Annotated in this window: 19 protein-coding genes, 1 other RNA gene and 1 riboswitch; of the genes, 11 read left to right on the top strand and 9 right to left on the bottom strand. The window is 56.8% G+C overall.

The annotated features are described in order from the left end of the window. Positions 1-33: 33 nt before the first annotated feature. The 5 genes from B9A24_RS20210 to B9A24_RS20190 form a co-directional block, all read right to left on the bottom strand. On the bottom strand, positions 34-567 hold the full coding sequence (locus B9A24_RS20210; RefSeq protein ID WP_143435126.1) for a hypothetical protein: 534 nt from the start codon (positions 565-567) through the stop codon (positions 34-36). A 216-nt stretch (positions 568-783) separates the two neighbouring features. Further along, positions 784-1,320: a dCTP deaminase gene (gene dcd / locus B9A24_RS20205; protein WP_084447831.1), complete on the bottom strand. Its 537-nt coding sequence runs from the start codon at positions 1,318-1,320 to the stop codon at positions 784-786. Positions 1,321-1,417: 97 nt separating this feature from the next. Next, on the bottom strand, positions 1,418-2,215 hold the full coding sequence (locus B9A24_RS20200; RefSeq protein WP_143435124.1) for a hypothetical protein: 798 nt from the start codon (positions 2,213-2,215) through the stop codon (positions 1,418-1,420). 321 nt (positions 2,216-2,536) lie between these two features. Further along, a complete protein-coding gene (gene hemL, locus B9A24_RS20195) occupies positions 2,537-3,865 on the bottom strand; it encodes a glutamate-1-semialdehyde 2,1-aminomutase (RefSeq protein ID WP_084447829.1) in 1,329 nt (442 codons plus the stop codon). A gap of 63 nt (positions 3,866-3,928) precedes the next feature. Then, positions 3,929-5,758 carry an ABC transporter substrate-binding protein gene (locus B9A24_RS20190; RefSeq protein WP_159452118.1) on the bottom strand — a complete coding sequence of 610 codons (1,830 nt, stop codon included), beginning with the start codon at positions 5,756-5,758 and terminating at the stop codon, positions 3,929-3,931. A 381-nt stretch (positions 5,759-6,139) separates the two neighbouring features. Here B9A24_RS20190 and B9A24_RS20185 point away from each other — a divergent pair, with 381 nt between their 5' ends. Then, a complete protein-coding gene (locus B9A24_RS20185; RefSeq protein ID WP_084447827.1) occupies positions 6,140-6,838 on the top strand; it encodes a DUF1361 domain-containing protein in 699 nt (232 codons plus the stop codon). A gap of 331 nt (positions 6,839-7,169) precedes the next feature. Here B9A24_RS20185 and guaA read toward each other — a convergent pair whose 3' ends face one another. After that, positions 7,170-8,702, bottom strand: a complete 1,533-nt coding sequence (gene guaA, locus B9A24_RS20180; protein ID WP_084447837.1) for a glutamine-hydrolyzing GMP synthase — start codon at positions 8,700-8,702, stop codon at positions 7,170-7,172. Between the two features lie 701 nt (positions 8,703-9,403). Between guaA and ffs the strand changes: the two genes are divergently transcribed. From ffs to B9A24_RS20155, 5 genes are all read left to right on the top strand, one after another. Next, positions 9,404-9,500: signal recognition particle sRNA small type (ffs, locus tag B9A24_RS20175), an RNA gene on the top strand. Between the two features lie 83 nt (positions 9,501-9,583). Beyond that, positions 9,584-10,240 (top strand): fructose-6-phosphate aldolase, encoded by a 657-nt coding sequence (gene fsa / locus B9A24_RS20170; RefSeq protein ID WP_084447826.1) that lies wholly within the window; start codon positions 9,584-9,586, stop codon positions 10,238-10,240. 84 nt (positions 10,241-10,324) lie between these two features. After that, on the top strand, positions 10,325-10,528 hold the full coding sequence (locus B9A24_RS20165; protein ID WP_084447825.1) for a fructose-6-phosphate aldolase: 204 nt from the start codon (positions 10,325-10,327) through the stop codon (positions 10,526-10,528). 91 nt (positions 10,529-10,619) lie between these two features. Continuing rightward, positions 10,620-11,324: a cell division ATP-binding protein FtsE gene (locus tag B9A24_RS20160; protein WP_084447824.1), complete on the top strand. Its 705-nt coding sequence runs from the start codon at positions 10,620-10,622 to the stop codon at positions 11,322-11,324. Between the two features lie 62 nt (positions 11,325-11,386). After that, positions 11,387-12,286: a glycosyltransferase family A protein gene (locus B9A24_RS20155; RefSeq protein ID WP_084447823.1), complete on the top strand. Its 900-nt coding sequence runs from the start codon at positions 11,387-11,389 to the stop codon at positions 12,284-12,286. 75 nt (positions 12,287-12,361) lie between these two features. Here the strand turns inward: B9A24_RS20155 and B9A24_RS20150 are convergent, their stop codons facing one another. Next, positions 12,362-13,255, bottom strand: a complete 894-nt coding sequence (locus B9A24_RS20150; protein WP_084447822.1) for a hypothetical protein — start codon at positions 13,253-13,255, stop codon at positions 12,362-12,364. A gap of 164 nt (positions 13,256-13,419) precedes the next feature. Between B9A24_RS20150 and B9A24_RS20145 the strand changes: the two genes are divergently transcribed. The 5 genes from B9A24_RS20145 (at position 13,420) to B9A24_RS20125 (ending at position 19,055) form a co-directional block, all read left to right on the top strand. Next, entirely contained in the window at positions 13,420-14,589 is a 1,170-nt protein-coding gene (locus tag B9A24_RS20145) for a DegT/DnrJ/EryC1/StrS family aminotransferase (RefSeq protein ID WP_234997564.1), read from the top strand. Continuing rightward, positions 14,586-15,629, top strand: a complete 1,044-nt coding sequence (locus B9A24_RS20140; protein ID WP_084447821.1) for a Gfo/Idh/MocA family protein — start codon at positions 14,586-14,588, stop codon at positions 15,627-15,629. The genes B9A24_RS20145 and B9A24_RS20140 overlap by 4 nt, the downstream gene beginning before the upstream one ends. A gap of 88 nt (positions 15,630-15,717) precedes the next feature. Next, positions 15,718-16,086, top strand: coding sequence for a hypothetical protein (locus tag B9A24_RS20135; protein WP_143435122.1), 369 nt, complete (start codon positions 15,718-15,720; stop codon positions 16,084-16,086). Positions 16,087-16,153: 67 nt separating this feature from the next. Next, on the top strand, positions 16,154-16,903 hold the full coding sequence (locus B9A24_RS20130) for an EcsC family protein (RefSeq protein WP_084447819.1): 750 nt from the start codon (positions 16,154-16,156) through the stop codon (positions 16,901-16,903). 94 nt (positions 16,904-16,997) lie between these two features. Then, positions 16,998-17,108: riboswitch (SAM riboswitch) on the top strand. 486 nt (positions 17,109-17,594) lie between these two features. Continuing rightward, complete coding sequence (locus B9A24_RS20125; protein ID WP_084447835.1) at positions 17,595-19,055, top strand: amino acid permease; 1,461 nt, start codon at positions 17,595-17,597, stop codon at positions 19,053-19,055. A 269-nt stretch (positions 19,056-19,324) separates the two neighbouring features. Here B9A24_RS20125 and B9A24_RS20120 read toward each other — a convergent pair whose 3' ends face one another. Next, entirely contained in the window at positions 19,325-20,803 is a 1,479-nt protein-coding gene (locus B9A24_RS20120) for a lipopolysaccharide biosynthesis protein (RefSeq protein ID WP_084447818.1), read from the bottom strand. A gap of 123 nt (positions 20,804-20,926) precedes the next feature. Then, positions 20,927-22,333: a DUF7033 domain-containing protein gene (locus B9A24_RS20115; protein ID WP_084447817.1), complete on the bottom strand. Its 1,407-nt coding sequence runs from the start codon at positions 22,331-22,333 to the stop codon at positions 20,927-20,929. Between the last annotated feature and the right edge of the window lie 40 nt (positions 22,334-22,373).

Raw genomic sequence — 22,373 nt, 5'->3', positions numbered from 1 at the left:
CGTGTGGNGGCTTTTTTATGGCCTATAATCGTATTATTTGTTGCCGGAACTCGAAGTAGAACGAGTAGTAGTGGTGGTCTTAGCTGGGCCGATGGTAGCGCCTTTGCTGTTAGCTGGCAGTGGGTTCTTTACCGAATTCACGAACAGGAAATCGGAAGCGGTGGCCGCGTAATCTTTATCATACTTATAGAAAGAACTGCGGGAGTTGTAATAGTCACTGTATTGGTTGGTCGTCAATACAGCACTTAGCTCTTTGTCGCGCTCTTTACACACACCTTTACACTGCTCATCAATAAGGGTGGGGTTACCAGCGTGCCGCTGCTCAATGGCCGCCATTTTAGCCACTTTATCTTCGTTGATGGCGCGCAGCTTAGTGGCCTGATAGCCATTGAGGCGCAACTCCCGCGCCATTTGATCGGAGAGGCGCTGGGCGCGCTCCTGCACGGCATTGAGGCGTGGTGTAGGGCGGGTCTGGTCCTGGGGCATCGCGGCACCAGGCTTCTGTTGAGCCTGCGCACCAAGAGCGACGGTGAGAGCCATAGTGGCGGCGGCAAGTGTCTTTCTCATCAGTGTCAGTCGTTTATCTGGTTCTTAATCAAGTGCCTCCAGTCGGGCCAGCGAAAGGCTTGCGACAGCACTTGTATAAGGTATTAACGAAAAACTGTGCCAGCGGGTTCAGGATTCACCTGATGAACACATAACTATAAACCAACTATTTATTTTAATTGTGCGGTAAATGCAGCAGCGTCAATCCTTATTTAGCCCAGGCTATACCTGCTTTTCCTACCAAGTATTCTTCCACATCATCGACTCAACGGGCTTATCGGTGCGCTCATTGTACTTGGCGTTGGCTTTGCGATTGTAGAAGGTTTGCACGTCGCCCTGCACCGCGAAATAGATGAGCTGGCCAATGGGCATGCCGGGATACACGCGCACCTGTTGGGTTACGGATATTTCCAGCGTCCAGGTATTGCAAAAGCCCACGTCGCCCTTACCGGCGGTGGCGTGAATATCAATGCCCAGACGGCCTACACTGGATTTTCCCTCCAGGAATGGTACCTGCGCGTGGCTTTCGGTGTACTCCTCCGTGACGCCGAGGTATAAGGTGCCAGGCTGGAGTACGAAGCCTTCGGGGGGCATTTCGAATACATCGATCTGGTTGTGCGCCCGGGCGTCGAGCACGGCGTCGCGGTAGGTTGCCAGGTAGCGGCCCAAATGGACGTCGTAGGAGTTGGTGCCTAAGCAAGTTCGGTCGTAGGGCTCAATAACGATGTTGCCCCGCTCTATTTCGGCCAGGATCTGCTGATCAGTAAGAATCATATTTTAGGAAATAAAATGTGGTCAACAAGCAAGAAGCAGGTGTAAAACACGATGCTGGCAGCAGACTTTGCTGGCTTTATCTCGTTCTTCTTTGCTGTTAATTGTCTTCCTCTTCGTAGCGGTCTTCGGGCAGGTCCATCGCATCGCGGCGTGGCGTCCGGCGCTCAGCCTGTGGATCTATCTCGTCGGCTAAGCCATCGATACGGGCGCGCAGATCGGGCAACACGCTGACGATGAGATAAACCAAAAGTAGGGTAGAGGTGCCAGCCAGCAAAAGCGTGAAGTAATCAACCCAATCGTGGCGGGCGGGGGTAGGTGTGGCTGGCGTTGGTTCCAGTGCGCCGGCTTCGGACTGAGGAGTTGGGTCTTCGATAGGAGCGACCGGCGCGGCTGCCGCGTCTGGCTCGGCATCGACATCGGCGGGGGGCACGGCCGCACCATCAGCTGCTACGTCCTCGGGAGCCGGATCTTCGGAGGCGTTGAACTGGGCAGCAGCTTGTTTGATAGTCCGTTGCAAGGAACGGATAAGCGCCACACGCTCATCGCGGGGCAGAACGCGGATAAAGAACTCGAAGTTCTTGTCAATCAGAACGGAGTTAAGCTGCTTCTGGAACTCGGCCAAATCGCGGCGCCCTTTACCAAAACGGTTTTTAAAGCGCTCCGATACGTCGTTGTAATTCTGAAAAAGCCGCTTCAGGTCAGCGTTATTGTTGAAATCGTCGAATTCGCGGCGGGCCTGGTAGGTGCGAAGCGTAACCGGAAACTTGCGTCGGGTGAAGGACTTGTCGTACACGTTTTCCATGGTACGAAAGTTCAGCTCATCAATGCTGCGGTCGAACAAGCGCTTATTGGCTTCCGCGGGCGTCTCGGCTTGCGCCATTTGTAAGGTCGGCATAAGCAGACACCACAATATGAATAGGGAAGAAAGGAGACGAAGTCGGGCCATAAGAGGAGCTACAGTTTGGCCGCAAAGGTAACCGCTAGCTTATGGCTATGACAGGGAAAGGCAAGATTTGAGCAAAATGTGCGCAGACTTACCGATAATCTAAGAACGAAAGCTAGGCTGAGAAAAAGTTTTTGTTGCTGGCGTAGGTTGAATCTGCATATTCTGTGCTTGCTCAAATTTCTCTATTTGCGTTATCTAGCACTCTTGAATCACCAAAAAAGCCCCCCAGACACTTTCTGAGGGGCTTTTTTGGCTTGCAAATCGTTTCGTTTATAACCCGTGCGCTTCCCGCATAGCCTCCTGACAGGCCGTGAGATACATATCGACTAGCTCGTCGGTAATAGCGGTGCTCACAAACAGTGCTTCATACTGCGCCGGCGCCAGATAGATGCCCCGGCGCAGCATAGCCTGGAAATAGCGGCCGAAAGCCTCCGTGTCGGAGGTTTTGGCGTCTTCCAGGTTATGCACTGGTTTGTCTGTAAAGAATACGCTGAACATGGAGCCAACGCGGTTGACCGTATAGCTCAGGCCGAGGTCAGCGGCAATCTGGCGGGTCCCATCAGCCAGGCGGGCCGTGATGCGGTCGAGTTCAGTGTACAGGGCTGGGTTTTGCTGCAAATACGTTAGTTGGGCGATGCCGGCGGCTGTAGCAATGGGGTTGCCGGAAAGCGTACCAGCCTGGTAAACTTTGCCAGCGGGGGCCACATTGTCCATGATATCCTGGCGGCCGCCGTACGCGCCAACCGGCATACCGCCGCCAATGATTTTGCCCAGAGTCGTCATGTCGGGGGTAATGCCGTATAGCTCCTGCGCGCCACCGGGAGCAAGGCGGAAGCCAGTCATTACCTCATCAAAAATCAGGACGATTTCGTGCGCCGTGCACAGGTCGCGCAGGGCTTGTAGGTAGCCTTCAGCGGGTGCTACCAGTCCCATGTTGCCGACTACCGGCTCCAGAATCAGCGCGGCCACCTGACCTTCGTTAGCGGCAATGGCTTGGCGCGTGGCCTCTATGTCGTTGTAAGGAACGGTGATGGTATCGCGGGCCACGCCAGCGGTTACGCCCGGCGAATCGGGCGTGCCCAGGGTGAGGGCACCGCTTCCGGCTGCGATAAGAAACGAGTCGCCGTGGCCGTGGTAGCAGCCTTCAAACTTGATGATCTTGTCGCGCCCCGTGTAGCCCCGCGCCACGCGGATAGCCGACATCGTGGCTTCCGTACCTGAGTTTACTAGCCGCACTTTCTCGATGCTGGGCACCATGGCTTTAATCAATTCGGCCATTTCTACCTCGCGGCGTGTAGGGGCACCGAACGATAAAGAGCTGGGAATTGCCGCCTGCACAGCCTCAATTACAACTTGGGGCGCGTGGCCCAAAATCATTGGGCCCCAGGAATTTATAAAATCTAAATACTTGTTACCGTCCACGTCCGTCAGCCAGGCGCCCTGGGCTGACTGCATAAATACCGGATGGCCGCCCACGGCCCGAAAGGCGCGCACCGGCGAATTAACACCGCCGGGAATATGGTTTTTGGCGCGGGAAAAAAGAGCTTCGCTAATGGCGAGCGTAAGCTTAGGAGCAGGAGAAAGAGAAGTTGAATTCATAGAGATAAAACAGGCAACGGGCGTAAAAGTCTAGACAAAGTAGGGCAAATACAGGTGCTCAGCTTAGCGGCTGCCCACCGGATTCTGCACTTCTACTTCTAATCGTTCAAGCTTGATAAGGGGCACATACTGATTATCGTGGGCACCATTGGGATAGCCGATACCCTGAAATAGCGAGCCCGAAATAGGACCGGACGTGGCCAGGCCCTGCTGAAACGCGGGGCCGTGCTGGTGCAGCTGGTGGCCGAAGTAATACAACAACTCGAAACCTGAATGGGCAAAGACGCTAGGGGGTAAATTGTTGCGTTGCACGTACAGCTGGCGAAAGCGTCGCACCCCAAAATTGGTCGGGTCAATGTACTTACGATGAATTAGATACACATCGCGCGCATCGAGGCGGCTGGGGCTCACCGACGGATTTTCAAGCCAAGAGCCGTAGGTAATCAGCGGTAGCTGGGCAGCCTGAGTTTGCAGATGCTTGAGCGTAAATGCCCCAGCCTTCCGGTTGTCGGAAGCAACTACCAAGTGGCCCAGGGTGGTAAGGTCGATGCCCGTAAAGCTCGCTGCCAACGATTCCTCCAAATTGGAGTTGAGGCGCCGCAGCACCTGAACTTTGCCCCCCAGCGCTTCATAGGCTGTCTTGTAGGCCTGCGCGAAGGCCAGGTCGTCGCTAGTATCCTCGTGAAGAACGGCCGCCGTGCGGCCGCTGAAGGTGCGGAAGGCATACTGGGCAGCTACCTGGGCCTGCGTCGCCATACTGGGCTCGAACAGGTAATGCCAGTTGTTGCTGATGGTCAGGTTGCCATCCTGCGAAAGCGGATTGATGGTAATAATCTGGTGCTGCTGGGCGTAGCGCGCCAGCAGCTTGCTGCCCGACTTATAAATGGGGCCAATAATCATGTCCATGCCAGCTAGCTCGGGTAAGGCCAGCACTTGTTTGAGCTGAATGGTATCGGCGCCGGTATCGTAGGCAAAAAGCTGCACGGGGCGACCTTCACGCTGCAAGGAATCCTGGGCGAGCAGCAAACCTGCGTAAAGGTCCGTAACAAACTGATTGCGACGCACTTTCTCCCAGCTTGGGTCATTAAACTCGAAAGGCAGAAGTACGGCTACTCTGTAAATAGCCTTTTTTTGAGCTTGGGGAATAGCGGAATAGCGGGCCCGGTCGAGGGAGAAGTCCTGTACTAATTGCTCCAGAACGAGCTTGTCGGCCTCAGTGTACCAGCCGCCCGCTATCAGCTTATCAGCGTAAGCCCGGCCTAAGGCAGCGTCTTTTGGATAGCGCTGTAACAAGTTCTGAAACAGTGCTTTATCCTGAACGCGAGCCAGATAGGTAGCTTTGATGGCGTCCTGTTCGGCGGCAAGCGTCTTATTCGGAATCTGTTCCAGCACTTGTAAAGCGTTGGCGGGCTCGCCCTGCTCAAACGACACCTGCGCCTGCAGGAACAGGGCTTCGGGCAGGTTTTCCCACTTCCCATACTCAGTCCGAATCAAATTAAGCATCTGCTCTGCCTCAGCCCATTTCTTGGCGCGGGTAGCAGCTACCGAATATAAGTAGGCAGCCTCGGCACCGCGCTCAAAGCGAGCGGCTGGGGGTGTAAGGGGCGCCAACTCCTGCATGGCCAGGTCGTAGCGACCCTGATCGAGCAGCACTTTGCCATTTTGGTAGCGCGTGTTCTGATCCGCGGAGTTGAGATTGGTAGGTAGAGCAGGGCGGGGCCTCGCCGCCGTCGTCTTTGGTACCGTGGGGGGTAATTTGCGGCCGGCCGGCGCAGTCGTTGGCTTGCTGGTAGTTACTACGGCCTTGTTGGAAGCAGTAGTAGCTGGCTGGGGGGCTTTTGTGGGAGCTGGCTTAGTAACGGCTGACTTTCTGGCCGGCGTTGTCTGGGCCATTGTCGACGGCGCGGCTAGCAACCAAAAGCAACAAAGCCAAGTAGTTACGCGAAGAGAATACGACTGCCTCATACAGGAGGGCAAAAGGAATAAAAGGGAGAGAAAACGCAGCGCTGAGCGATGCTGACGCACGCGCCCCGCAAAGGTACGCAGGATCGGCTGGGATGATGTCTGCATCAGACGGGTAAGCAACCAACTGTTCTACTGCTATGGGGGGCAAATTTCAGAGCCCTCATCAGCAGGGCGCGCACAATAACTACTGACTGAAGGCAACTCATAGTTTGGGAGCCGCCTCTTATCTTTAGCAAGTGCGTACCGCTCGGCTATACCCAAACGGCACGCCCTGTCGTTACGGTAATTCTCTCATCGCTTTGCCTGCTTATGCCTGTTTCTCTGCCTCAGCTGCCTTCCGCCACTCATCTGCGTCAACGTCTCGGTCTGTTGTTTGTACTGGGCGCATCCATTACCCTGAGCGTCGTGCTGATTACGTTCCGGGTATTTCTGACGCAGGAGCTGACGTTTGTGTTCCTGCTCTGGAATCTGTTTCTGGCCTTGATACCGTTCGGGCTCAGCACGATGCTCGGCTTGGCCGCAGGGCCGGTTCGCCGTCGTCTGCTGCTGCCAACGGGTGCCATCTGGCTGCTGTTTTTCCCGAACGCGCCCTACATCCTCACCGACTTATTCCACCTGATGCCCCGCCCCGGCGTGCCCTATTGGTACGATCTGGCTCTTATTCTGACCTGCGCCTGGAATGGACTGATGCTGGCCTACGCTTCCCTCATCGAAATACAAGGCTTGGTACGTCGCCGCATGGGCACGGTCATCGGCTGGGGCTTTGCCACGGCGGCCATTGTTCTAAGCAGCTTCGGTATCTATCTGGGCCGCTACCTGCGGTTCAACTCTTGGGACGTTTTCACCAATCCACTTGTCTTGTTTTACGACATCCTCGACCGGGTGCTGCATCCAATGGCGTATCCGCGTACTTACGGCGTCACGATTCTGTTTTCCGCCTTTTTGCTGCTGGGCTATATCACGATACGGCAGCTGGCGGGTTTGCATAGAGAAGAGGAGGGACGCTAGATAAGGATTAACCCAATACGTTTCAGAGCAATTACTGCCTCACTTACTTAAATAATAAGCTCATAAGGTGCAGAGGCGACAGCCATTCCAAAGATGAGTAGAATCAAAATGATTGCACCTACGAGTATTATTGAGAAGGCTAATACTCGTGAAAGCCATTTCCACATTGCCTGTTGAGGTTTTGGCTTCAGTCCTGGCCAGCTCACCCATAGGCAGAAGGTAATTACTGCTGCCACTATAATAAATAAGGAATAATCGTTCATCGAGATTCAATACGTAAAAAGCCGCTCCGGTAACCCGAAGCGGCTTTCTGCTGTAGTATGATCTTTGGTTACTCCCACTCAATCGTCGCTGGTGGCTTGGAGCTAATATCATACACCACGCGGTTGATGCCGCGCACCTGGTTGATGATTTTGTTCGAGACGTGGGCCAGAAAGTCGTAGGGGAGGTGGGCCCAGTCGGCGGTCATGCCATCCACGCTGGTGACGGCGCGCAGCGCTACTACCTGCTCGTAGGTGCGCTCATCGCCCATCACGCCCACGCTTTGGATGGGCAGCAGCATCACGCCGGCCTGCCAGATCTGGTCGTAGAGGCCATATTCGCGCAGGGAGTCAATAAAAATGGCGTCGGCTTTTTGCAGCAGCAGCACCTTCTGGGGCGTGATATCGCCGAGGATGCGGATAGCCAGGCCGGGGCCGGGGAAGGGGTGACGGTTGAGGATATTGGGGGGCAAATGCAGGGCCGCGCCCACTTCGCGCACCTCATCCTTGAACAGCATCCGCAGGGGCTCCACCACTTTCAGGTTCATCAGCTCCGGCAGGCCGCCCACGTTGTGGTGGCTCTTGATGGTCACGGCCGGCCCTTTCACCGACACCGACTCAATCACATCGGGGTAAATGGTGCCCTGGGCCAACCAGGTGGCGCCTTCCACCTTTTTGGCTTCGCGCTCAAACACCTCAATAAAGGTGCGGCCAATGGCTTTGCGCTTCTGCTCGGGGTCGGAGAGGCCGGCCAGAGCCGAGTAGAACTCCTGCGATGCGTCCACGCCGCGCACGTTCAGGCCCAGCACGTCGTAGGCCTGCAACACGCCTTCGTACTCGTCCTTACGCAGCAAACCATTATCCACGAAAATCCCGTGCAGGCGTGGCCCGATGGCCTCGTGCAGCAACAACGCCGCTACCGAGGAATCGACACCGCCGGATAAGCCCAGAATCACCTGGTCGGTTTCGCCGATGGTGTTCTGCAGGGCCGCTACCATGCTGCTCACGAAGTGCTCGGGCGTCCAGCTCTGGTCGCAGCCGCAAATGTCCACCACGAAGTTGCGCATCAGCGTTTTGCCCTCGGTAGAGTGGGTCACCTCGGGGTGAAACTGAATGCCGTAGGTGTCCTGGCCGGCAATGTGGTAGGCCGCCACGGCTACCTCGCGGGTGCTGGCAATGACGTCGTAGCCGGGGGGCAAAGCCTGGATCGTGTCGCCGTGCGACATCCACACCTGGGAATCGAGGCTCAGCTCGCGGGTGAGCGGGCTGTCGTGCTCAATATGGCTGAGGCGGGCGCGGCCGTACTCGCGAATGGTGGCAGGCAGTACTTCGCCGCCGCCCTGCTGGGCCAACAGCTGCGCGCCGTAGCACACGCCCAGCACCGGCACCCGGCCTAGGTACTGGCCCAAATTAGGATTGGGCGCGTCGGGGTCGCGCACGGAGCAAGGAGAGCCGGAAAGCACCACGCCCCGGATATCCTCAGTGAGGGCCGGGGCGTGCGTGAAGGGGTGAATCTCGCAGTAGACGTTCAGCTCGCGAATGCGTCGGGCAATGAGCTGAGTATATTGGGAGCCAAAATCAAGAATCAGAATCTGTTGGGGCATGGGCAAAGGTAAGGAGGCAAACAGGAACATGAAACCCATCTTTACTTCCTCGCTTTAGAAGATGCTACAATTGTTAAGAGGATTTAAGGTGAATACATATTAAAAAACCTGAAAATAATACGTTCATTCTCTTTTATATTAGTATTCAGGTGTTTTAACGAATCTATTAACTTATTTTACCATAGAATCGTACAGTAAATACTAGATAAATTTGTCCTTTTCATTGTAATTTGCCATTATCATATAATTATATCGTGATGAAAATGTTCGGTTTATTTTTATATAGCCTCCTCTATCTATTCCTTGTAATATGTGGAGGCAATCCTTCAATCAAGTCAACTCAAAGAACCAGTAGTTTTGATCTTAGTCGCAGAGCTAAGAATAGCGGTAGGCTTTATTTCTAAGCGGGCGAAGTTTAATCGCGGAGCTACACTGGAGTAGTGATAATAGTCGTCAATTGAGGCTGCCAATTACACGGAAAACCATTATTAATGCTGCTAAGAAATTGAAAAGCGCAGCCAAGCCGAAACAGATATTTATCCTGTTGCACTACCGCAAGCGCAGAGAAGGGCCTGTGGGAGGCTCTGTAAATTGCAAGTGTTACGCGAGGAAGTATCTCATTCACTGTGCTTAGCGACTTCTGCTATAAAATAATCGGCTAAACCTGTTCAATTTGCAACATCTGTAGGCTATCTTTGCACCCGGCGAGTCAGAACGACCAGCTCCTGCTGAACTCCCCCAGGACCGGAAGGTAGCAAGGGTAGGCGGTTGAGCGGTGCGATTTTGGCTCGCTTTTTTTTGCCCATGCCCCAACGAAACCTACTGCCGCGTTTGCCGGCAAATAGGTAGCTTTGGGGCATTCTCTTGTAATAACCTGCCGCATGAAATTCTTTATTGATACCGCCAACCTCCATGAAATTCAGGAAGCCGTAGAGCTCGGTGTACTGGACGGAGTGACTACCAACCCGTCCTTGATGGCCAAAGAGGGCATCAAAGGCATGGACAATATTATGGCCCACTATCGGCAGATCTGCGAGATGGTGGATGGCGATGTGTCGGCCGAGGTAATCGGTATTACCTTCGAGGATATGGTGCGCGAGGGCGAGATGTTTGCCGAATTGCACTCCAATATTGTGGTGAAGGTGCCCATGACCCGCGACGGGGTGAAGGCCATCAAGCACTTCTCCGAGAAAGGCATCAAAACCAACTGCACCCTGATATTTTCGGCCGGACAGGCCCTGCTGGCCGCCAAAGCCGGGGCTACCTACGTGTCGCCCTTCGTGGGCCGCTTAGACGATATCGGGCATGATGGCTTGGTGCTCGTACAGCAGATCGTGGATATTTTCAGCAACTACGGCTATCCTACGCAGGTATTGGCCGCGTCGGTGCGCCATGTGCCGCACCTGATTCAGTGTGCTGAAATTGGGGCTGATGTGGTCACCTGCCCGCTTAGCGTTATTACCGGCTTGCTCAATCACCCGCTCACCGACAAAGGCTTGGCCCAGTTCCTGGCCGACCATAAGAAGGTAAACGGATAATTCTGTTCGGTACCAGAGAGGCAGAAGCTAAAAGGTTTATCCCAGCTTCTACCTCCCAGCTTCTACATCCTGGCTCCTCCCCATATGTACATCATCAAAGTAAAAGGCAAGGCAAAAATCCCGGACTATATTCAGCTCCGCGACGAGGAATTTGTGCTGATTGCTTACTTCCGCGCCGACCGGCCTTTGAAAGATCTGCACCGCTACGGGTTGGAAGGTAAGGAAACGGCCCTGGCCGGGGTGATTGCCGGGCTGGAGTTTGGAAGGCTGCAAAAGCTGGAAGTTTGAGCTTTCGTGTTAAAAAAGCCCCCCGGTTTTCGTATTCACTGAGCTGTCAGCCGTGGCAATCAACTCAGGTTCATTTCGCGTTATAGTCACTATGTCAGATTCCGCCGTACCCGTTGTTGAGCTCCACGACGCCTACATTATGCAGGACGTGAATACGGTACTGCAAAAGATCACTTTTACCCTCGAAAAAGGCGAGTTTGCTTACTTAGTGGGCCGCACGGGGTCGGGCAAAAGCTCGTTGCTCAAAACGCTGTATGCCGATCTGCCGCTGGGTGGGGGCGTGGGTACCGTGGCCGGCTTTCCGTTGCAAAAGCTTAGCTCCGGCAAGGTGCCTTATCTGCGGCGCAAGCTGGGGATTATCTTCCAGGATTTTCAGCTGCTTTTCGACCGCACCGTGGCCGAGAACCTGATTTTTGTGCTGAAAGCAACCGGCTGGAGTGGCAAGGCCCGCATTCAGAATCGCTTGTCAGAAGTACTGATGCGCGTGGGCTTAGCCAACTCGGCCAGCAAAATGCCCCACCAGCTTTCGGGTGGAGAGCAGCAGCGGGTGGTTATTGCCCGCGCCCTGCTCAACGAACCGTTATTGCTGCTCGCCGACGAGCCCACCGGCAACCTCGACCCCGAAGTAGCGGCCGATATTATGCGCCTATTCGTAGAAATCAACAATGCCGGTACGGCCGTGCTGATGGCTACGCACAACTACCAGATCATCCGCCAATACCCGAAGCGGGTGCTGAAGTGCGAGAATGGGCAATTGATTGATTCGACTCAGGTTTCTTTCAAGCTAACGGAATAACGCTTGTAGCAATGAACAATGAACAATGGCCAAATTTGCTCATTGTTAATTAAGCAACGCGGGTGCTCGGTCTGTCCATTCTGATTCCTGTTTATAACCGCGACGTCACCAGCCTGGTACGGTCATTAGCGGAGCAGGCGGCGGAATGGGGCGGACCAGTTGAGATTATTTGTCTGGATGACGGCTCTGAGGAACGCTACCGGCTGCTCAACCGACCGTTAGCCGATTTGCCCCAGGTAACATATCAGGAATTGCTCCACAACATCGGGCGCGCCGCCGTGCGTAATTGCTTGGCTGCCAGCGCGCATCAGCCGTGGTTCTTGCTGCTTGATAACAACGTAAGCCTGCTCGACACTCGCTTTTTAACCCGCTACGCCGCGGCCGCGGTCCAAGCGTCGGCCCCCGTGCTGATAGGTGGCACCACGTATGCCACATCGTCGCCTGCCGATGCAGCCACTTACTTGCGCTGGTACTACGGACGCCGCCGGGAGGCTTTTTCGGCAGCGGTGCGCCAGCGGAAGCCTCATGCTCAGTTCAAGCTCAAAAATGTATTGCTGCGAGCGGAAGTATTCAGCGAGGTAAAACTGGATGAAAGCCTCACGCGCTATGGGCATGAGGACACTAAATTTGGCTGGCACCTAGAAGCCGCGGGCATTGCCGTACTGCATCTGGACAACCCAGTGCTGCACGATGGGCTGGAGGCTGGTGAGGCTTTCCTGCTCAACTCGCGCCAGGCCGTTCAGAACCTGGTGCATCTGTACCGCAGGGAGGGCTTAGGTGCCGATACCAAACTGCTGCGTGCGGCCTTGCGCCTGCGGGGCCTCGGCTTAGGCACGGCCACGAGTGCAGCGCTGAGTCCGGCGGAGCCGCTGCTTCGGCGTCAATTACTAGGCAGGAAGCCGAAGCTGCGAAACCTGGATATCCTGAAGCTGCTCTGGGCGCTGCGGGCCTTAGAGCAGTAAACCGCTGATTGATTACCAAAAAAGCCCCCAGATAAGTTCCGGGGGGCTTTTTAAGTTAGAATCTGAAAGAGATGCTTAGTCCTTATCGGTATTTTTAACTTCCGACTTCACTTCTTTGTAGGCACCTTTCACGGCGCTGCCTACTTTCTTGCCTACCTTGGCGGCACCCTTACCAACATCTTTACCGGTCTCTTTTACATCGGAGGCGGTGTTGCTGACGGCCTGGCCTACTTTGCTGCGCTCATCAGCAGTTTCGGCTTTCACCTCGCGAGCCTCGCCACTCACGGCATCGGCACCCTGCGCTACGCGGGCTTCGGTTTTGTCATACGACTTGAAGGCAGCATACTTCAGCTTTTCCTTCTGAATGGCGGCCAGATTATTTGCGCTGATATCGCCTTTTACGGCATCGTAGGCCTCATCCATAGCCCGCCACTCGGCATTGATATTGCGCCAATCGTCGATGTCGTAGCGGTCCTCATTCTGCTTGATCATCTGCGTAAAGTTCTCGTACGTCTGACGCGCGTTGGCGGCAGTCAGCTGTGCAGCCGGGCTGGTGGGCTTGTAGTACTTGCCCATCTTCATGGTGCCCCCAGTGGTCATGCTTTTGTTGCGCCAGGCTTGGTCGCGCTGGTCGTAGGCGGTGGTGTAGCGGGTCCGGAGCTGCTCAATCTCCTGACGTCGCGGCTCATCATACTGATCGGCATATTGGTCTACGGCCGCTACCTTGGAGTCGTAATCGGTCTTCATCTGCGTGGTTTCGCGCTCGTAGTCGGCTTCAACCTGATTGCCGGCAGCCTGCGCTTTCGTCTCAGATTCTGACACAAAGGTCTTGAAGTCGTTATAGGCCTGGTCGCTTTCCTGCGACACCTCTGCTTTTTCCGCCCGCGAACAACTGGTTTGCGTGAGGGTAAAGCCACTGGCCAGCAGCAGCAGCGCCAGGGTATGCATGGTTATTCGGTTTTTAATCATGGCAGTAAGGTGTTAGTTCTGGTGAGGAATGATCAGTGTGGAAGCCTGATCCCTGCTTGGCTAAACGCAGGCGTAAGGGTAGGGGTTGCGCCCGCCGTGGGCTGCTAGTTGAAGCGTTGCACTTATATTTGGTGCTTAGCGCCCATACTTCATCCGCCTGCCCGTTGCCTACCGCTCTTGTGCCGCCCGCACCTATTCGTCTGCTGGATCTGGCAGCTCAGCACGCCGCCCTCCAGCCCGCCCTCGATGACACGCTGCGCGCCGTGCTGTGGGAAGCAGAGTTTATCAACGGTCCGGCCGTAGCGGCCTTCGCCCAGGAGCTGAGCGCCTGCCTTGGCGACCCGCACGTCATTCCCTGCGCCAACGGCACGGACGCCCTCCAGCTGGCTTTGATGAGCCTGAATCTGCCCCCCCAAGCCGAAGTCATCGTGCCCGCCTTCACCTACGTGGCCACCGCCGAAGCCGCCGCCCTGCTGGGTTTGTGCCCCGTATTCGTGGACGTCCTGCCCACCACTTTCGGTCTCGATCCGGTGGCCGTGGAGGCGGCCATCACGCCGCGCACGGGGGCCATCCTGGCCGTGCATCTGTTTGGGCAATGCGCCGATCTGGAGGCATTGAAGCAGATTTCAACCCAACACGCTATTCCACTAATCGAGGATAGTGCCCAGGCCATCGGCGCTACCTATCGTTTCGCCGATGGCCTGGAGATGTTCGCGGGCACGGTGGGCGAGGTGGGCACTACGTCCTTTTTTCCAGCCAAAAACCTCGGCGCCCTCGGCGATGGTGGCGCCCTCTTCACCCGCGACGCGGCCCGCGCCGCCACCCTGGGCCAGCTCGCCAACCACGGCCAGACCCGCAAGTACCACCATCAGCACGTCGGCCTCAATTCCCGCCTCGATACCCTGCAGGCAGCGGTCTTGAGTTTGAAGCTGCCCCACCTGCCCGCCTGGACCGCTGCCCGCCAGCGCATCGCCGCCCGCTACGACGCCGCCCTGGGGGGCGTTTCCGGCCTCCGCCTCCCGCACCGCGACCCGCAGAGCAGCCACGTATTTCATCAGTACACGCTTACCCTTTCAACTGCCCCGCAGCGCGACCAGCTCCAGGAGTATTTGCGCCAGCGCGGCGTCCCGAGCATGGTGTATTATCCGGTGCCGGTGCACTTGCAGCCCGCCTATGCCTACCTTGGCTACCCGGCCGGGCAGTTTCCGGTGGCGGAAGAGCTGTGCCGCACGGTGCTGTCGTTGCCCATTCATCCGCTGCTGCCCGAGGCCCAGCTAGACTATATCACTACTACTATTCGGGACTTTTTTGCTCTTATCCGCGCTGTTGCATGAGTATATCGTTACCCGCTGAGGCTGGCCAGCCGGCGGTTCGCTTTGCCATTTGCGGGGTCGGGCACATTGGCCGCCGCCACGCCGCGCTGGTGCAGCGCCAACCCGGCGCGCAGCTTACCGCCTTGATTGATACGCGGGCGGAGCTGGGCCCGGAGCTGGCCGCCGAGTTTGCTGGGGTGTCCTTCTTTACCTCGCTCGAAGACTACCTTACCCACGGCCCCGCCGCCGATGTGCTCACCGTGGCCACGCCCAACTATCTGCACGCCTCCCAGGCCATTGCCGGTTTACAAAGCGGCTTGCATGTGCTGGTCGAGAAGCCGCTGGCCCTGCGCACCGCCGATGCCGAGCAGATTCTGGCTACGGCCGCGCAGGCTGATCGGCTGGTATTCGGGGTAATGCAGAACCGCTACTCGCCGCCGGCCGTTTGGCTGAAGCAGGTGATGGAAGAAAACCGGCTGGGGGGCATTTTTATGGTCCAGATCAATTGCTTCTGGAACCGCGACGCCCGCTACTACCGCCCCGGCGACTGGCGCGGCACCCGCGCCCAGGATGGCGGCACGCTCTTCACCCAGTTCAGCCACTTCATCGATTTGCTGTATTGGGTTTTTGGCGACGTTACCAACCTGCAAGCCCGCTTCCACGATTTCAATCACCAGCACCTCACCGAGTTCGAAGACAGCGGCCTCATCACTTTCGACTTAGTGGGCGGCGGCAACGGCACCCTGCACTACAGCACCGCCGTCTGGGACCGCAACCTGGAAAGCAGCCTCACCGTCATTGGCGAGCACGGCAGCCTGCGCATAGGTGGACAGTACATGGATAAAGTGGAGCACTGCCACATCCGTGACTACGAGTGCCCGCCGCTGCTGCCTACTAATCCTGCCAATCACTACGGCTTCTATCAGGGCAGCGCGGCTAATCATGTACAGGCAATTGCGGAGGTTGTCGATGCGGTTAGAAGCGGGAGCTCAGTTGAAACGAATGCGCGGCAAGGAGTGAAGGTGGTGGAGATTATTGAGCAGATTTATAAGATGAAGTAAAAACAGTTGTATTTGGTTTTAAGCAGTTTAATGGATGATACTATCAATTGAGAACAACAGCATACTATGTGAGCAATCAGGAAAGTTTTTGTGGACTCTAGACATTGACAAACTGAAGGTGGTAGGCGAGTTCACAACTACCGCAGGTCCATGGAATAATGATTGGTTTCTCGTTTTTGCGGATAAATCTAATGAGTGGTTCGAGGTACCGTTTGAGGCAAGTAGCAAGCAGTTTTGGTCTCGACTTAGCCAGAAAGTAAATCAAGAATTAATTCCCGGCTTGGCGGCTTCAGTAACTTATGCATCAAGAGTTATTTATCCTAAAGAACTCGTAGGGAAGGGGCTTTTTCGGTTGACTAGCTTAGGAGAAAATTTAAGTGCTAATCAGCAGCAAATTGCAGGATTAAATGAAGTAAACGTTGAGTTCACAAATCAGGTGAAAGACTTATTTTCTTAAAGTTTGGTTAGCCTGCCTCTTATAAATGTGATTCACGTTTCATTATAAGATTACTACCACTACATACATGGACTCTCCTGATCAACAAGCCCTCACCGAACTTCGCGCCTGGCAACAGCGGATGCAGAAGTCGCCCTCGCTGCTGAACCGCTTCACGCGGCGGGTACAGCTTCGGTTGAATGCGCTGCTGCCCGAGCGGGTGCATGAGGCCATTACCACCGCTATTCGGCAGATGGTGCGCGGGGTGTTGTTTGGGTCGATGCACACCACGCGCCAGCCGCTGCTGGAAGCGCCGTGGGCGAAGCGGGAAACGGCGGTGCGCACCCGCATCCGCTACTACCGCAATACTGCGTCGGCCGAAGGCGCCGTGACGGGCGCGGGGGGCTTTTTACTGGGCCTGGCCGATTTTCCGCTGCTGCTGAGTCTCAAGCTCAAGCTGCTCTTCGACGTGGCTGCCCTCTACGGCCACGACGTGCGCGACTACACCGAGCGGCTTTATTTGCTGCATATCTTCCAGCTGGCCTTTTCCAGTCAGCACACCCGCAATGACGTGTACCGCCGAATCGCCGATTGGGGTGCCTACCGTCACACCCTGCCCACCGACGTAAGCGAGTTCGACTGGCGCACCTTCCAGCAGGAGTACCGCGACTACATTGACCTGGCCAAGCTGGCTCAGCTGGTGCCCGTTATTGGGGCGGCGGTGGGGGCGGTGGCCAACTATCGCCTCATCGAACAGCTCGGCGAAACGGCCATGAACTGCTACCGGTTGCGTCAGCTGGTGCCGGCGGGCACTATTTTGCCCCCCAGCGCCAGCTAAGCCACGCGGCAAAAGAGAAAGATTAGCGGCATTTGCAAGTACGCACGCTGGCAGTCTACCTTTGCGGCCCCAATTCTTTCTGATCAAAGGATTGTTTTTATACCGAGGCGTGGAGAGAAAGGCTCGACGAAACGCCGGCAACCCCCAGCAACCCTGGAACGGTGCCAACCGAGGTCAGCGCAAGTAACTGCTGACCATATAAAAACAGCTTGCCGTGAACATTCAATTCCAACCCGCTTCATTTTCCTTCGCCACCATGCTACGCCCCACCGGCGCCGCGGCTGTTTGTCTGGGCATAGGTTGTTGCTGTTGTTGAGCGTTCGATACTTTCCTCAGTTTTCGGGTATTGCCAAACTGAGGCCGCAAGTAGCCACTGGGGGGCTTTTCTGCGCTATTTTCAGCCTCCGGTTTGGCTGAAGTGTGGCCAGTTTAAGCAGTTCTCAAGTTGGTGTACGCGGACCCCACCCTCAGCCCCTCCCCACCGGATTCCGCGCATCAAGCGGTGTGGGCTGGGGGTGGGGTCGCACCTGCTGAGACAGGCTGTACACCGATTTGAGAACTGCTTTATTTAAAAGCTGGAGCTTGCTTCGCGTTGCTGGCCGCGTCGGCCTGATTGCTTCACGGCTCTGGCCCCATTTCTTTCTTTTTCTTTCTTTTTATCCAGCACGAAGCGCCGCTTCGTGTTCCTTCTATGCTCAAAAAATCACTTGAACTGCTGCGCCAAGAGGCGGCCGAAACCGGCACCCACACCCTCAAGCGCAGTCTGAGTGCCTTCAACTTGGTCGCTATTGGGGTAGGCGTGATTATCGGGGCGGGCCTGTTTTCGCTTACCGGCATCGCGGCCGCCAATCATACCGGGCCGGCCGTTACGCTCTCGTTTCTGGTGGCGGCCGTCGGCTGTGCGTTTTCGGCCTTGTGCTACGCCGAGTTTGCCTCCATGGTGCCCGTGGCGGGTTCGGCCTACACCTATTCCTATGCTACCCTGGGCGAGCTGTTTGCCTGGATTATCGGCTGGGATCTGGTGCTCGAATACTCGGTGGGCGCGGCGGCCGTGGCCATCAGCTGGTCGCAGTACCTGACGCGGTTTCTGGCTAAATACGACCTGCACATTCCTGCCCAGCTGGTTATGTCGCCCTTCGAGACGGCGACCCTAGCCGATGGCTCCCTGGTGCACGGCATCGTGAATCTGCCCGCCATTCTGATCGTGGTGGCTATTACGGCCGTCGTGATTCGGGGTACGCAGGGCTCGGCCTGGGTGAATGCGACCATCGTGGCCCTCAAGGTGTCGGTGGTGCTGGTGTTCATTGCCCTGGGCTGGCAGTACATCGACCCGGCCAATTATCAGCCCTACATCCCGGCCAATACCGGCACGTTCGGCGAGTTCGGTTTGAGCGGCATTCTGCGTGGGGCGGGCGTGATATTCTTCGTCTTCATTGGCTTCGATATCGTGGCCACCATGGCCCAGGAAGCGAAAAATCCTCAGCGCGATATGCCCATCGGCATCATCGGCTCGCTGGTGGTGTGTACAGTGCTCTTCGTGCTGTTTGGGCACGTCATGACGGGCCTGGCCAACTACACCGAGTTCAAAAATAGCGCCGCGCCGGTGGCCATAGCCATCGAGAAGACGCCTTACGCCTGGCTTAGCCAGGCCATTATCGTGGCCATTCTGATTGGGTATACCTCGGTTATTCTGGTGGATCTGCTGGGCCAGTCGCGGGTGTTCTTCTCCATGTCGCGCGACGGCTTACTGCCCAAAATCTTCTCCGAAGTTCATCCCCGCTTCCGCACGCCCGTCAAGTCCAACATCCTGCTGGCGGCCCTGATCAGCGCCTTCGCGGGCCTGGTGCCCATTCAGGTCGTGGGCGAAATGACCAGTATCGGCACCTTGCTGGCCTTCGTGATGGTGTGCCTGGGTGTGCTGATTATGCGCCGGCAGCAGCCCGACGCGCCGCGTGCTTTCCGCACGCCCTGGGTGCCTTTAGTACCTATCTTGGGTATTCTGACCTGCCTGGTCATGATGTTTTCCTTGCCCTTCGATACCTGGCTGCGCCTGATCGTGTGGCTGGCGGCCGGGCTGGTAATTTACTTTTTGTATGGCAAAAAGCACAGCAAGCTGCGAATAGCGCGGGAGCAGGCAAATAGGAAGGTTTAGAGAATACAAGTTATCCATAAAAAGCCCCCCGCTACAGCTTGTACGGGGGGCTTTTTTATAGATGAACGAAGTTGCGGAGTAGCCGCGGAGCGGCGGCAGGTGTGTAGAAAGGACCAAAAACAGGCGCATGAGCCGCGGAGCGGCGACAGATTTGCGGGCGCCACTGTCGCCGCTCCGCGGCTGTGGCCCTTTTGTATTCGGTGTACTACACACCTGCCGCCGCTGCGCGGCTACTCCGCACCTTGGGTTAGATAACTGAATGTACAATCCTAAAAACGCAGCCGTTGGCGCACCTGCTGCCACAGGTTGCTTACCTCCGGCACGGCCCGCGTCAGCAATAAAAGCCCCCCGTACACGCCCGTAAGCACGATGGCGCGGACCAGCATGGTAGTAAACAGAGAATGCACTGCCGGCACCAGCCACGCCGCCGCGCCGGCCGCCACCGCGACGCCCAGCACCAGCGGAATCCGAAAATCAAACGGCTGCAAGCCGTAGGCGCGCCACACAAACCAGGTGCGGGCCACGTTGATGCTGGTCATGGCCAGCAGGGTAGCCAGGGCCGCGCCGGTGAGGCCATAGAGCGGAATCAGGAGCAGATTGAGCAGCACCGTGGCCGCCGCCAGCGACACGTTGAACACCAGATCGAAGCGGTAGCGGGGCGAGGTGACCAGGATCAGGCCGTTTACGCCCGTGATGTTGTCGAAGAGGCGGCCGGCCAGCAGCAGGAGCACGACCGTGGTGCCGGCCGCGAATTCAGGCCGCATTAAGGAATAGATAAAGTCCAGATTCAAGCCAATACCCAGCGCCAGCCAGCACCCGACCACAGTATTGAGGCGGGTGGTGCGGCGGTAAAAATCGGCCATGCGGGGCAACTCCTGCGCTTTCCAGTACTCGGCCAGCAGTGGAAACGCAATCTTGTTCAGCGACCGGGCCGGAATGGTAAGTGCGGTGCTGATAAAAAACGCTGTGGTGTAGATGCCCGTAGCGGCCAAACTGATGCCGGAGCCCACCATCAGCGAGTCGATGGAGCCGATGATGGAGCCCGACAGGCTGGACAGAATAACGAACCCGCTGAAGCTGAGCACTTCCCGCGCCGGCACCACCGTAAGCGCAGCGCGCCTCGGCCGCCAGTGCCACTCGCCCAGCCGCACCACGTACAGCGTGAGCAGCAGCGTAGCCAGGCCGTAGCTGCCAATAAAAGCCAGCACAAACCCGTGGAAAGACAAGTAGCCCAGGGCGAACAGGAGCGCCGCGATTACCGTGAGTATGCGCAGCAGAATATCCTGCACGAAGGACGAAAATGCCGTTTGATATAAGGCCTTCAGATACGCATCCTGCAAGGAGTAAAACAGAACAAACAGGGCCAGAATTGCCCCCCAGAAATAGTAAGGGTTGAGCAGGGCCGCGTCGCGCTCGTACTGGGCCAGCAGCACCGGGCGGGCCAGTACGTAGGCCACCGTCATGACAGCAAAACCGAGCAGCGGAACGCCCAGCAGCAGGGGTAGAAACCCTTGGTGGCCAGCGGCTTTATCGCGGAAATACGGAAAAAACCGGATGCCCGTGCTGGCAAAGCCAAAGGCCGCGAGCTGGGCGTAAATGGTCGCCACCGATACCAGTACCCGCGTGAGCCCGATCTGGTCGGCGGCCAGCAGGTTGGGCAGCACCAGTACGGTATTCACGAAGCCCAGCCCCAGCCCGATATAGGCAATAATGGTGTTGCGCAGCCCCTGCCGCTGAACGATGCCCAATAGTTACGTAGTTGATTGGTTTAGTGGTTGTTGGTGGGCGAGTGGTACTACGACTCTTTTCGTTGTAGTACCACTATCGTTGCTGACGCCTGCACCTCCAAAGGTCGTTCAACGATAGTGGTACTACGACTTTGGAGTCGTAGTACCACTCCAGTTCAGGATGTCCGTGCCATTGACAAAAGCCGCGCCCCGGCCGTGAAGGTAGTGCAGTAGCTCGTGGAACTGCCGGGGGCCGTTTTTCTGGTTCTGGGGGGCAAAATTCTCATTGTGCCAGAGCACGGTACACACCCCGCCGAAGCGCTCGATTTGCTCAAACATCGGCCTGAGAGCGGGCCCTATTTCATCGGGAGCCAGTTGGAGGTAATTGGGGTGATGCAGGGTGGTATCCATGACGTTGAGCGGAATTTCGAGGAAATCAAAGGCTTTACCGTACTCAAAATCAAAGGGATGAAACGGGAGGCAATACGAATTGCGAAAGCCAAAGTGCTCGGCAAAGCCCAAAGTTGAATCATAAGCTAAGCCGGCAGCGGCTACTACCTGCGGCGTCTGGCGCGGCTCCCAGCTCAGATAGTGAAAGCGGGCGCCGAGGGCCGCCACCGGCAGTTTGGCTTTCTCCTGCTGGAGCTGGGAGGCATTCTGGGCCGTGCCGAGGCTGCCGTGCGTAGCTACTTCAGCGCCCGCCGAGGCCAGGTTTCGAATGCGCTGCTGGAAGCGTGGCTTTGTCAGATCGTAGTCGGCATTGCGGGTACCGTTGGCGGCGCGGCGCGGATTGCCCAGAAAGAAAAACGTGGATTTTGCTCCCCAGCGCCCGGTTTCGGCCTGCACTTCTTCCAGATTGTTCCAAGCGTCGCGCCCTTGCAGGCGGCGCACGAGCAAGCGCCCAAAGCGCGCAATCTGCCCCCCGCGCAAGGCCGCCTTGCCTTCAGATTTCCAGGCACTCTGGCAATTGTCAATGTCGTGGGTGATGAAGGCGGCGAAAGGCGCGGCATTTGCCCCCCAGCGGCGTGCGAGTGCCTGCTGGCCGGTAATATGCTCCACGGCCGTCCGCAGAATATCAAAGTAATAATTCACCACCGGCACTGCCACGAAGCCGTACCGCTGCTGCACGCTGGCCGCGTACGGAAACCGGCCGTGCTGGTCGCGCTCCGCAGAAAAATATTCCTGCCAGCCGCTGAGCAGGTAGAAAGCGGCCGAAATCAGGTCGGCATGGATACGGGCGCGATTACTAGGCAGCAGCTCCAGTAGCGGCTTTTCGGGGGTCAAATCAAAGAAAACCGGAATCTGCTGGCCCTGCCACTCGCGCCAATTTGGGGCGGGCGGGTAAGGGGCCTTGGCTTGAAAGAAGCCGCTGGCCGCGTCGGCTATTTCCAGATGTGGGTGCGTCTCGGGGTAGCCCACCGATAGCTCTTCCGGCACTGCCGCGTACGCCAGCCGGAAGTGCCGCAGCACGTACGCCAGCCGCACGGCCGGGGGCGCGGGGGCGTGGAATTCTGTCGAACCGGAGGGAGCGTGCAAATTGCCGAGGGTCATTTGTCAGAAAGCAGGCCGGCATCTGGTGTCGGCGGGGGCC

The organism is Hymenobacter roseosalivarius DSM 11622, assembly GCF_900176135.1.
Lineage (GTDB): Bacteria > Bacteroidota > Bacteroidia > Cytophagales > Hymenobacteraceae > Hymenobacter > Hymenobacter roseosalivarius.
The sequence above is the reverse complement of the archived record's forward strand: the minus strand, read 5'-3'. Positions and strand labels throughout refer to the sequence as shown.